Origin of the sequence: Muribacter muris (genome assembly GCF_004569585.1) — a bacterium.
Classification (GTDB): domain Bacteria; phylum Pseudomonadota; class Gammaproteobacteria; order Enterobacterales; family Pasteurellaceae; genus Muribacter; species Muribacter muris.
Genome location: NZ_SPPA01000005.1, coordinates 16,382 through 28,466, shown reverse-complemented (window position 1 = coordinate 28,466; position 12,085 = coordinate 16,382). Strand labels below are relative to the sequence as shown.

13 protein-coding genes are annotated in these 12,085 nt (G+C 43.9%); 1 reads left to right on the top strand and 12 read right to left on the bottom strand.

Translation table 11 applies throughout. The features are described from left to right. Nucleotides 1–144 precede the first annotated feature (144 nt). The 10 genes from pal to E4T80_RS03205 form a co-directional block, all read right to left on the bottom strand. On the bottom strand, nucleotides 145–618 hold the full coding sequence (pal, locus tag E4T80_RS03250) for a peptidoglycan-associated lipoprotein Pal (protein WP_047976996.1): 474 nt from the start codon (nucleotides 616–618) through the stop codon (nucleotides 145–147). 19 nt (nucleotides 619–637) lie between these two features. Further along, the gene (tolB, locus tag E4T80_RS03245; RefSeq protein ID WP_135054909.1) at nucleotides 638–1,924 is read right to left on the bottom strand and encodes a Tol-Pal system beta propeller repeat protein TolB; all 1,287 of its coding nucleotides are present in this window, start codon (nucleotides 1,922–1,924) and stop codon (nucleotides 638–640) included. A 20-nt stretch (nucleotides 1,925–1,944) separates the two neighbouring features. Continuing rightward, nucleotides 1,945–3,210: a cell envelope integrity protein TolA gene (gene tolA, locus E4T80_RS03240; protein WP_135054907.1), complete on the bottom strand. Its 1,266-nt coding sequence runs from the start codon at nucleotides 3,208–3,210 to the stop codon at nucleotides 1,945–1,947. A 16-nt stretch (nucleotides 3,211–3,226) separates the two neighbouring features. After that, nucleotides 3,227–3,664, bottom strand: a complete 438-nt coding sequence (gene tolR / locus E4T80_RS03235; protein ID WP_135054905.1) for a colicin uptake protein TolR — start codon at nucleotides 3,662–3,664, stop codon at nucleotides 3,227–3,229. A gap of 64 nt (nucleotides 3,665–3,728) precedes the next feature. Then, nucleotides 3,729–4,409, bottom strand: a complete 681-nt coding sequence (gene tolQ, locus E4T80_RS03230; protein ID WP_135054903.1) for a protein TolQ — start codon at nucleotides 4,407–4,409, stop codon at nucleotides 3,729–3,731. Nucleotides 4,410–4,428: 19 nt separating this feature from the next. Next, nucleotides 4,429–4,827 (bottom strand): tol-pal system-associated acyl-CoA thioesterase, encoded by a 399-nt coding sequence (gene ybgC, locus E4T80_RS03225; protein ID WP_135054901.1) that lies wholly within the window; start codon nucleotides 4,825–4,827, stop codon nucleotides 4,429–4,431. Between the two features lie 171 nt (nucleotides 4,828–4,998). Next, on the bottom strand, nucleotides 4,999–5,304 hold the full coding sequence (ybgE, locus tag E4T80_RS03220; protein WP_135054899.1) for a cyd operon protein YbgE: 306 nt from the start codon (nucleotides 5,302–5,304) through the stop codon (nucleotides 4,999–5,001). Between the two features lie 2 nt (nucleotides 5,305–5,306). After that, entirely contained in the window at nucleotides 5,307–5,405 is a 99-nt protein-coding gene (locus tag E4T80_RS03215) for a CydX/CbdX family cytochrome bd oxidase small subunit (protein ID WP_084724261.1), read from the bottom strand. Nucleotides 5,406–5,416: 11 nt separating this feature from the next. After that, a complete protein-coding gene (gene cydB / locus E4T80_RS03210) occupies nucleotides 5,417–6,565 on the bottom strand; it encodes a cytochrome d ubiquinol oxidase subunit II (RefSeq protein WP_135054897.1) in 1,149 nt (382 codons plus the stop codon). A 13-nt stretch (nucleotides 6,566–6,578) separates the two neighbouring features. Continuing rightward, a complete protein-coding gene (locus E4T80_RS03205; protein WP_047976988.1) occupies nucleotides 6,579–8,129 on the bottom strand; it encodes a cytochrome ubiquinol oxidase subunit I in 1,551 nt (516 codons plus the stop codon). Nucleotides 8,130–8,571: 442 nt separating this feature from the next. Between E4T80_RS03205 and E4T80_RS03200 the strand changes: the two genes are divergently transcribed. Further along, on the top strand, nucleotides 8,572–8,901 hold the full coding sequence (locus tag E4T80_RS03200) for a DUF5339 domain-containing protein (protein ID WP_135054895.1): 330 nt from the start codon (nucleotides 8,572–8,574) through the stop codon (nucleotides 8,899–8,901). A gap of 93 nt (nucleotides 8,902–8,994) precedes the next feature. On the opposite strand, the gene glmU is transcribed toward E4T80_RS03200, so the two are convergent. Beyond that, nucleotides 8,995–10,362, bottom strand: coding sequence for a bifunctional UDP-N-acetylglucosamine diphosphorylase/glucosamine-1-phosphate N-acetyltransferase GlmU (gene glmU / locus E4T80_RS03195; protein WP_135054893.1), 1,368 nt, complete (start codon nucleotides 10,360–10,362; stop codon nucleotides 8,995–8,997). Nucleotides 10,363–10,397: 35 nt separating this feature from the next. Then, nucleotides 10,398–12,080 (bottom strand): long-chain-fatty-acid--CoA ligase FadD, encoded by a 1,683-nt coding sequence (gene fadD / locus E4T80_RS03190; RefSeq protein WP_135054891.1) that lies wholly within the window; start codon nucleotides 12,078–12,080, stop codon nucleotides 10,398–10,400. Between the last annotated feature and the right edge of the window lie 5 nt (nucleotides 12,081–12,085).

Sequence of the window (12,085 nt, the reverse complement as noted above, 5' to 3'; positions counted from 1 at the left end):
TTGCTCCTTTCAGCTCCCTATAAAACAGCCACTATTTTAACGAAGAATAGCGAAAAAATAATTAAGAAATTACGATTTTATCTGTAAAGTTAAAAAGAAAGCCCCGAGAGATCTCGAGGCTTTATGCTGATAAACAAGACTAAATTAGTACTCTAATACTGCACGGCGGTTTTTTTGGTAATCCGCTTCAGTATGACCTAATACTGCCGGTTTTTCTTCACCGTAAGATACGGTAGCAACATTGTTCGCACCTTTAGCCGCTAAGTAGTTTTTCACTGCGTCTGCACGACGTTGACCTAAAGCGATGTTGTACTCAGGTGTACCGCGTTCGTCTGCATGACCGGCAACGGTTACTTTACCTTGTGATGCAGTGAGGTATGCTGCGTGAGCATCTAAAAGTTGTTGGTATTCGCCATCAACAGTATAACGGTCAAAACCGAAATACACAGTGTTGTAACGAGTTTGTAAATCTTGCACAGATAAGCCGCCAAATGTTTGACCGTTATCCGCTGCGCCTGCTGTATTAGCATTTGCACTTGCGTTGTCGTTTGAGCTGCTGCAAGCTGCTAAAACGAAAGCTGGTGCCGCAATCATTAAAACTTTAGCTAGTTTTTTCATTGTGTTTCTCCAAGAAGAATTATTGTTTAGTCAAATAAGGTGACCAAGCAGGGAATTTATATTGTCCGCCTGCTCCCGGCAAATTAGCTTTAAAACGGCCATCTGCGGACACCAATTGTAGCACTTTGCTCACCCCTTTGGTAGAGCTATAAATAACCATTGTCCCATTTGGTGAAATACTTGGGCTTTCATCTAAAAATGTCGAACTGATCACTTCAGTGCTACCGGAAGCCAAATCACGTTTTACAATTTTATCCCCTGAGACCATGATTAAATTCTTGCCGTCTGCGGAAATCTTACCGCTCCCGCTCCCGCCGATTAAACTCGCACCGCCGCCTGCCGCACTCATTCGGTAAACCTGCGGTGAGCCGCTGCGATCAGACGTAAACAGAATAGAACCGCCATCCGGCGACCAACTCGGTTCGGTATTATTTCCTGCCCCACTGGTCAGCTGTCTTGGCGTACCGCCCCCCACGCCAGTGATATAGATATTCAATAAGCCGTCTTGGTTTGAGGCAAAAGCAATGCGAGAACCGTCCGGCGAGAATGCAGGCGCACCGTTATGCCCTTTCAACGAACCGACTACTTTACGAGCACCTGAACGTAGATCGTGTACAACCACCTGTGATTTTTTATTTTCAAAGGTAACATAAGCTAATTTTGAACCGTCCGGCGACCATTCCGGCGACATTAACGGCTCTTTGCTTTTCACAACGGTAAACGCATTAAAACCGTCATAATCGGACACACGCAATTCGTAAGAAGACACCCCACGCTGCACAACATAAGCAATTTTTGTTCTGAAAGCACCTCGAATTTGGGTTAATTTTTCAAAAACTTGATCGCTCACCGTATGTGCGCCTTGGCGGATTTGAGCGGCAGGCACATTAAATGCCCCCTGTGCAATCACGTTACCGGCAGCTCCTGAAGTCCCCAACACATCAATCAACTGATAAGCAACATTATAACTACCACCAGTAGAGGATACTTGCCCGACAACGACATTATCCGCACCTAAGGCACTCCATTGATCCGGCATAATTTCCGCAGCCGAACCTGGTTGTGCCGGCAAATTACTGCGCGGAATCGGTGAGAATTTGCCGCTATTACGCAAGTCATCTGAGATAATTTGAGCAACATCAGCAGGCACGCCGCCATTAGCTTTAAATGGCACAATAGCGATAGGTTGTGCTATACTGACTCCCTCATCAATTGAAATACGAACGTCAGAATCCGCACTTGCCAATCCTGACATAAATAATCCAATCACACCAAGCATACTCGTAAAACGAGAAATTAATTTCATATTAAACCTCATATTTGGGATTATTTAACTTTTAAGCTAAATTCCAATGTTGGCGATTTATATTGCCCATAAACTGCGTCAGATGGCGCAGCAGGTACTTTTCGAGTCGCAACCACTGCACTCACTGCCGCATCACAAACTACTTTATCACCTTTAATAACTTGATAGTTACGGATAGTTCCGTCCCGCTCTAAGAAAATTTTTACTTCACACCGCATTCCTGCAAAACTCGGATCTGTTCGATATTTCGATTGTATTAATTTCTTAATCCGTTGACCGTATGCCGAACCATCAACATTCGCGCCTTTACCCGCTCCCGTTGTACCGCCGGAGCCTTGCGCACCGGAATTACGGTTGCTGCCTTGGCTACCGCCGCCTTCCAATAAATCCAATGCTCTTGCTGCTTCTCTCGCTTTAGCCTCTTTATCTGCTTTTGCCTTAGCCTCTTTCTCCGCTTTGAGCTTCGCTTCCTTTTCGGCTTTCAGTTTAGCGTCTTTTTCTGCTTTCGCTTTGGCTTCTCGCTCAGCTTTTTCTTTCGCTTCTTTTTCCGCCTTCGCTTTAGCTTCTCTTTCCGCTTTTTCTTTTGCTGCTTGTTCGGCTTTTAGCTTCGCCTCTTTTTCTGCTTTCGCTTTTGCCTCTCTTTCAGCTTTTTCTTTCGCCTCTTTCTCAGCTTTTTCCTGTTTTGCTCTTGCCTCTTGTTCCGCTTTTAGCTTTTTCTGTTCGTCTAGTTTGCGCTGTTTTTCAGCCTCATCTGCCTTGCGTTTTTCTTCAGCCTGTTTTGCCAAAGCATCTAAACGTTTTGCCTCCGCTTCGGCTTTCAGGCGAGTGGCTTCTGCCAATTTTTTTTGAGCCGCTTCTTCCTGCTTTTTCTGCAATTCCGCTTGTTTTATTTGCGCCTGACGCGCCAATTCTTGCTGACGTTGCGCCTCTTTTAACCGCTGTTCTTGCGCCAATTTCTGTTGTTGGGCAAGCTGAATCGCTTTTTGCGCTGCCAATGCTTCATTTTGGCGCGCAAGATCGACCTCAGGTTCATCTTGCGGCTGCTTTTGCGGTTTTTCCGGTGATTTTTTCTCGGTTTCGGCTTTAACCTTGCCATATTCCGCTGCAACTTGACCGGTATCGACCATCACGGCTTCAAAACTTTCCGTTTCACCGCCGCTCCCGCCGGCACTTTGCATTGCTGTTTTTGTGAAAAATGAACCTAACAAAAACAGACCAATCAGCAATAAATGCAACAGAATAGAAGAAATAACGGCAATCTCTAATCTATCATTTTGAGCTTTCACACATTATCCTTGACGATTATTTTCCTTCCGTCATTAAGCCGACCGACTTAATTCCGGCATCTTTAAGCAGCGAAATACCTTTCATAATCTCTTGATAAGCCACGCCTTTATCGCCGGCAACTAAAAAGAGCGTATTATTATCTTTTTGGAAAGCCTCGGCGGCATAGCCTACAACATCTTGTTCCGATAACATTTCCTGCTGATTTACCTGTACGTAATTGCCGTCAATTTTCAATTTGTACTGATCGACACCGGCAATTTCTAAAATGACAGGGGTTTTATCTTCGTTAGATACCGATTGGCTATGACGTTCTTCCGGCAGTTCAACCTCAACGCTTTGGCTGATAATCGGAGCGGTTGCCATAAAAATCAGCAATAGCACTAATAGCACGTCAAGAAACGGCACAATATTAATTTCAGATTTAATGTCGTTACGTTTACGGCGGTAAGACATAATGTCCTCTTATCTTTTCTCATTGGAATCTTACAAGCGGTAAGATCTCACTAAAACTTTGCAACTATTTTTTAGCAAATGCTTGGCGATGCAAAATGCTGGTAAATTCATCAATGAAATTCACATAGCTCTGTTCAAGCTTCGCCAAACGTAAATTTAAGCGGTTATATGCCATTACTGCCGGAATAGCGGCAAATAAACCAATCGCCGTGGCAATTAAGGCTTCCGCAATACCGGGGGCAACTGATTGGAGTGTTGCCTGTTTTACCGCACTTAATCCCATAAAGGAGTGCATAATCCCCCAAACTGTGCCGAATAAACCGATATAAGGGCTGATTGAGCCGACCGTTGCCAAAAACGGAATGTAGTTTTCCAATCCTTCGACCTCTCGATTTAAAGCGAGGTTCATTGCGCGGCTTGTGCCTTTGATCGTTGCCTCTGGCGAATCGGGATTGACTTGCTGTAAGCGGTTAAATTCTTTAAAGCCGACATAAAAAATTTGCTCCGCACCGCTTAATGCATCTCGGCGGTTTTCCAAACCATCGTGCAAACGGTGTAAATCTTCCCCCGACCAAAAACGATCTTCAAATGCAAGCGAGGCTTTCTTAGCTTTATTCAGCACATTACTGCGTTGAATAATCACCGCCCAAGAGAGTACGGAAAAGGCAATTAAGATCATAATCACGATCTTAACCACGATACTTGCTTCCCAAAATAATGAAACTAAATTAAATTCAGTTGCCATTGATAAACTCCAATAAAAATTAATTTGCCTGTGCCAGAGCCTGTTTAATAGATTCCGGTATGCTGATCGGCTTCATTTTAACCAGATTAACACTCGCCACTACAACCTCTGCTTCACAAAGGCAACAGTCCGCTTTCAGCAATCGCTGTTGAAAAATAATCCTTGCCCCTTTAATTGCTTGCACTTGCGTTGCAACGGTGAGCTGATCATCAAGCCGTGCGGGCGTTTTGTAATCAATCTTCATCGTTTTAACCACAAAGGCAATAGATTGCGCTAAAAGATGCTGCTGAGAAAAGCCAAGATCTCGTAGCCACTCTGTTCTCGCGCGTTCAAAAAAGTGCAAGTAGCGGGCGTGATATACGACACCGCCTGCGTCCGTATCTTCATAATAGACACGAATAGGGAAAAAATGTTGCATAGCCAATCGCTTTTCCAAAATGAAAAAAGCCTAAAAACTAGGCGAAAATTATCGCTATTCTAAAGAGAGTGAAAATGTTGTGCAAGTTTTTTATAAACGGAATTGTACAAAATTTGCCAGATAGGATTTTGGAGCAATTAAACAAGCAAGCGGTCTGTTTCGTCAAAAAATTCACAAATCCGACCGCTTGTTTATTTCATATCCCCGACTTAAGGCTGGCACAACAATGGCATAGCCCAGTATCGGCAGAAAAATCAGCTTCCAAACCGCAGATCTAATTTCAAAGCCAATGCCGTGAATCCATAAAATCGCCATTCCGTAAAATACCACGATTGCCAAATAGGGAATATGTCCGCCAAATAATTGAGCGAAGGCGGAGGAATTGCCTAAAATCGCAATAAACATCGCACCGGCGAGGATAAAAGAAAGGGCTTTTAGCCAGCCCTTTCTTGTAAATTGATAGAATGAGTTAAGCATACTTACTCGTCAAATTTGCCTGTTTTTTCAATGCTGACGGTTACAACGGTCGCAAATAAAATGGCAAGCAGGATACCCAATACCCAAGTAACGTAAAACATAATGGCACTCCTTAATATAGGCTTGCAGTGTTATCTTCAATGTATTTTGCATCAAGGCGACCATACATTTTGAAGTAACTCCAAGTCGTATAAGCTAATACAAGCGGTACAAAGATACAGGCAACAATTAACATTACGGTTAATGTGTTATGGCTTGCAGTTGCATCCCACATTGTTAAGCTCATATTCGGTGAATGAATAGAAGGCATTACGAACGGGAACATTGACACGCCGGCAGTTAAAATCACCCCAGCCTGCATTAACGATGAACCGAAGAATGCAAAGCCTGAACGATCCGCTTTTGAGGCGGCAACCGTTACTAGCGCACCAAGAACCGCAATACCTGGAATGATAAATAATACCGGTGCAGCTAAGAAGTTATTGAACCAAGCCCCTTGCTGTAACTCAACGGTTTTATTGACTAAGGTGGACTGTGCATTGTGATCCAACTGACTGGTAAGCACGAAACCGTCTTTGAAATATAACCAAGCACCTGCAACTAAGAACGCGACTAAGGTCGCTAATGCCGTAACTTGAGCAACACCTCTCACACGAGCAAGAAGCTCGCCGGTCGTTTTCATTTGTAACCAAGTTGCGCCTTGAGTGGTCAACATCATTAAGCTCACCACACCGCATAAGATAGCAAACGGGTTTAATAAACCTAATAATTTCCAAATGGTTGAGCCTTCATAGGTTACTTGGTTGAGTTCGTTAAAGTGGAACGGTACGCCCTGCAATAAATTACCGAACGCCACACCGAAGATTAACGATGGCACAAATCCGCCGACAAACAAGCCCCAATCCCAAGCATTACGCCATTTTTGGTCATCAATTTTAGCACGGTATTCAAAACCGACCGGACGGAAGAATAACGCCGCTAATACCAATACCATTGCAAGATAGAAGCCGGAGAATGATGTGGCATACACGGTCGGCCACGCCGCAAAGATCGCACCGCCTGCGGTTAATAACCATACTTGGTTACCGTCCCAGTGAGGCGCAATCGCATTGATCATTACACGGCGTTCAACATTGCTTTTACCCACGACAGGCAGTAGGTTTAATACGCCCATATCAAAACCGTCTGTAATCGCAAAGCCAATCAATAACACGCCGATTAAAATCCACCAAATAAAGCGTAGAACTTCATAATCTAACATTTTTAACTCCTACTTATTTCGCAGATTGCTCGAAATGGTAGCGACCTGTTTTTAATGCACTTGGGCCTAAACGACCGTATTTGAACATCAAATACATTTCTACCACTAAGAATAAAGTATATAAACCGCAGAGTAAGCCGATTGAGATCCACAGATCTGCCACGGTCAATGACGAGTTAGCCACTCCTGTCGGCAATACATTGTAAATCGCCCAAGGCTGACGACCGTACTCGGCTAAGAACCAACCGCTTTCAATCGCAATCCACGGCAACGGAATACCCCAAAGTAATGCTTTAAGCAAGAGCGGTTTTGTTCCCACTGTGCCACGCATATTTTGCACAAATGCAGCAATAATTAACAGAAGCATCAAGCCGCCCGCAGCCATCATAATACGGAATGACCAGAAAGTCGGCCCTACATTCGGGATCGTATCCGCCGCCGCTTGTTTAATTTGTTCTTCTGTTGCGTCAATCACTTTATCGGTATAAGGTTTAAGTAATAAACCGAAACCAAGATCAGGCTGCACCAGTTTAAAGGCTTCTTTTTCTTCGGCTGTATAGTTACCTGAACGTAATTTTTCGAGTAAAGCATAAGCAACCATACCGTTACGCACACGCTGTTCGTTCTCGGCACGCAAATCTTTCAGACCTTTAATTTCCTTATCAAAAGAGCGGGTTGCGATAATCCCTGCCGCATAAGGCACAGCGATTGCCACTTCATTTTTCATTTCCGCCGTATTCGGAATAACAAACGCATTCCACGCCGCCGGTGCAGGGTGAGTTTCAAATTCCCCTTCCATCGCCGCTAGCTTAACCGGCTGTGCTTTTCCGATTTCATAACCGGATTCATCACCCATCAGCAAAACGGAAATAATTGCCATTAAACCAAAGCTCGCGCCAACAGAGAAAGAACGGCGGGCAAAGCCTAAATCACGACCTTTCAAGATATAGTAAGCACTGATACCTAATACAAAAATCGCCCCGCAAGTGTAACCTGCCGATACGGTATGCATAAATTTAGACTGCGTAACCGGATTTAAGACTAATTCGGAGAAGCTCACCATCTCCATACGCATTGTTTCAAAATTAAATTCTGAACCGACCGGATTTTGCATCCAACCGTTTGCCACCAAAATCCACAATGCTGAGAAGTTAGAACCGAAAGCCACCGCATAGGTCGCCAAAAGGTGTTTTCCTTTGGATAGGCGATCCCAACCAAAGAAGAAAAGACCGATAAATGTAGATTCTAAGAAGAACGCCATTAAGCCTTCAATAGCTAACGGTGCACCGAAAATATCACCTACATAGTGAGAATAATATGACCAGTTTGTTCCGAATTGGAATTCCATTGTAATCCCTGTCGTAACCCCAAGGGCAAAGTTAATACCGAATAACTTACCCCAGAATTTTGTCATATCTTTATAGACTTCTTTACCTGTTGTTACATAAAGGGTTTCCATTACCACAAGGACAAAAGAAAGACCCAATGTAAGCGGTACAAATAAGAAGTGATAGAGTGCAGTTAATGCGAACTGCAAACGTGAGAGTTCAACAACGTCTAACATCTCAAACCTCTTTTGTATATATACAAATCTGAAAACCGATCACTTAAAAGCAAGTAACCACCCCAATAAACTTTGAGCAACCGCAAAAACCTCATTGCAGTATTTTATGTTCAAGTTTCAATTGACTATTCTACTCGTAAATTTACAAATTAAAAATAGCAAAATTATTACATTGATCACATTTTCAGAATAAAGATTTAAATCAAACCGATAGGTTTTACTATATTCTTGATTTTAATCAAAATACCAAGAAAAAATCCTGAGCAATTTAATAAGTTATTTCGCTGTTTTATTAACAAAAATGAAACAAATCAGCTATTATTCTTTTTCAATTTGTCGATATATTTCCGCCAATACAACGCAATAAAATAGAAAATTTGCGTGGCTTCTTGATTTTAATTATGCTAGTATCCTGAAAATTTTTCTATTTAACCAAATAACAATGAAAAAACTCAGTTTATTGCTAACGGCTTTAGCCGCTTTTTTGACCTTTAATTCAGCAGCCTTTGCCGAAATCAAAACTTCTTCTTTAGCGATTGCTAAAACACAATCTTCCGGTAAATTACCAAAACAGTGCCAACAGATGTTTCAAAAAGCGGATAAATTGATTGCAGATGCCGAAAAGCAGCCGGGTACGCATACTCAAATCAAACAAATGAAAAGTAAGCTCACTGCCACTAAGCAACAAATCTTAAAATTGGATACACAGATGCAGGAAAAAAGTTGCGATAAAGGCTTAACTGCCTTAAATCAGTTGGAAAAGAAATCTTAATCGGTTTTTGCAAACTTTTCGCAGTAACTCACCGCTTGTCCAAGCAGTTCTCATAAAAAGAGGCATCATTAGATGCCTCTTTTTATTTGAGGGTTATTTCGCCTGCTTTGTCGGACGCTGCCAGCCTTGAATATGGCGTTGCGGCACACGGCTGATCACCAATTCATCGGCTTTAACATCTTTTGTGATCGTTGATCCCGCCCCAATGGTTGAACCGCTTTCAATGGTTACCGGCGCAACCAACTGGCTATCTGATCCGACAAACACATTATCCCCGATGACCGTTTTGAACTTGTTCGCTCCGTCATAATTGCAGGTAATCACGCCAGCCCCAATATTACACTGGCTGCCCACCACGGCATCACCGACATAGGCTAAGTGATTGACCTTTGAGCCCTGCGCAATCTGTGCATTTTTAATTTCGACAAAATTGCCGATATGCGTTTGTGCCGCCAACTGCGTCCCCGGACGTAAGCGGGAGAAAGGCCCGATTTGTGCTTGTGTCCCTACAATCGCATTTTCGATCACGGAATACGACTTAATCTCAACCTCATCGGCAATTTCACAATTTTTCAGCACAGCGCCCGCACCAATCTTAACCCGATTACCCAACTTCACTTCACCTTCGATAATCACATTCACATCAATTTCAACATCTTTACCGTGGGTAAGTGTTCCCCGCAGATCGAAACGTTCAGGATCGGCAATGCCCACACCCGCCAGCAGTAATTTTTTAGCTTGGGTACGTTGATAATAACGCTCTAACGCTGCTAGTTGTAAGCGATTATTCGCCCCTTCCACTTCCATTAGATCCGCGGCTTGAATGGCTTCGACACGGAAACCGTCCCGGTTCGCCATTGCAATCACATCGGTAATGTAATACTCACCTTGGGCGTTATTGTTGTCTAATTGCGCCAACCATTTTTTAAAGCTCGCCCCACTTGCTACCATTACGCCCGTGTTAATTTCTTGAATAGCCAACTGCTCTGGTGAAGCGTCTTTTTGCTCAACAATGCCGACAACCGCGCCATTTTCACGCAAAATACGCCCGTAACCGGTCGGGTTATCCAGCACAACCGTGAGCAAACCGATGCCTTTTTCCGGCTTTGCGGCAATCAATTTTTCCAACGTTTCTTTGCTGATCAACGGGGCATCGCCATACAACATTAAAATATTTTCATCATCACTAAAAAACGGTGCGGCTTGTTGCATTGCGTGCCCCGTGCCAAGCTGTTCCGCTTGTAACACCCAATTCACCGGCTCATCGTTTAAGTGCTGTTTAAGCAAATCGCCGCCGTGCCCGTAAATCAGGTGAATATGTTTCGCCGTTAATTGCTTTGCCGTATCAATCACGTGTTTCACCATCGGTTTACCGGCAATTTTATGTAACACTTTCGGCAAGTCAGAATACATACGCGTTCCTTTACCTGCCGCTAAAATTACAACGCTTAATTGAGTCATTTCAGATCCCTTATTATTCTCTTATTAAAATCAATTTACTCTTGATGCCCTTTTAGACGGGCAAGTTCTTCATCACGCAATACACGACGAAGAATTTTGCCTACGTTACTTTTCGGCAATTCATCTCTAAATTCAATATCACGGGGAATTTTATAACCGGTCAAATGCTGGCGGCAATGTAAACGCAATTCCTCACGGGTCAGGCTCTCATCTTTTTTGGTAACATAAACCTTGATGCTTTCCCCGCTTGTTTCGCTCGGAATTCCTACCGCAACGACTTCGTTTACTTTCGGGTGCAACGCCACCACATCTTCAATTTCATTCGGATACACATTAAAACCGGAGACAATAATCATATCTTTTTTGCGATCGACAATGCGTAAATTGAGATCCTGCCCCATTTCAACAATGTCGCCCGTTGCCATCCAACCGTCTTGCAACACTTGTGCCGTTTCATCAGGTCGCTGCCAATAGCCTTGCATCACTTGCGGCCCTTTCACCCACAGTTCTCCCAGTGCAACATCACGCCCCTCATCATCAACAATCCGAATATCCGTGTTCGGTACCGGTACGCCGATTGAGCCTGAATATTCCGTTGAGTCATTACGGGTGGCGGCAATCAGCGGCGAACATTCCGTCATTCCGTAGCCTTCGATAATATGACAAGCGGTCGTTTGGTGCCAACGTTCTGCAACTGCCCGTTGCACCGCTGCACCACCGCCGACCGATAATTTTAGGCGGGAAAAATCCACCTCTTTAAACTGCTCATTATTCAGCAGTGCGTTAAATAGGGTATTCACCCCTGTTATCGCCATTACCCGATATTTTTTCAGCTCTTTGACAAAGCCCGGAATATCCCGCGGGTTAGTAATCAGCAGTCCGGTAACGCCCAGCTCAAGAAACAGCAGACAATTTACACTCAAAGCAAAAATATGGTAGAGCGGAAGCGCAATCACCGCAATCCGTTCTTGCGTCTGTTTAGTGAGGGGATATGCCACCCATTTGGCTTGAACCACATTCGCCACGACATTGCGATGACTGAGCATTGCCCCTTTCGCCACGCCCGTCGTGCCGCCGGTATATTGCAAAAACGCCAAATCATCTCGCTCGATGGTCGGCTTGACATACTGGCGTTGTTTGCCGATGCTCAATGCCTCACGAAAACTGACGGCGTGGGGCAATTTATACTTCGGCACTAATTTTTTCACATATTTCACCACAAAATTAACCAACGTCCGTTTACCAAAAGAGAGCTGATCGCCCATACGGGTTAGAATGACGTGCTTAATTGAGGTGTCAAACACCACTTTCTCTAGGGTGGCAGCAAAATTGGATACGACGACTATCGCCTTTGCCCCGCTATCATTGAGCTGATGCTCAAGCTCTCTTGGGGTATAAAGGGGATTGACATTCACCACCACCAAACCGGCACGCAATGCACCGAATAACGCAATCGGGTACTGCAATAAATTCGGCATCATTAACGCAATCCGCTCACCCTTTTCCAGCCGTAATTCATTTTGCAAATAAGCGGCAAAGGCTCGGCTACGTTCTTCTAACTTACGGTAAGTCAGCACTTTCCCCATATTGATATATGCGGGAATATCGGGGTGGCGGCGAACCGCTTGTTCAAACATATCAACCAAAGATTCATATTGCTCGACATCTAATACCCGCTCGGCATTTTTAGGGTAATTCTCAAACCAAATTTTTTCCATTCCGC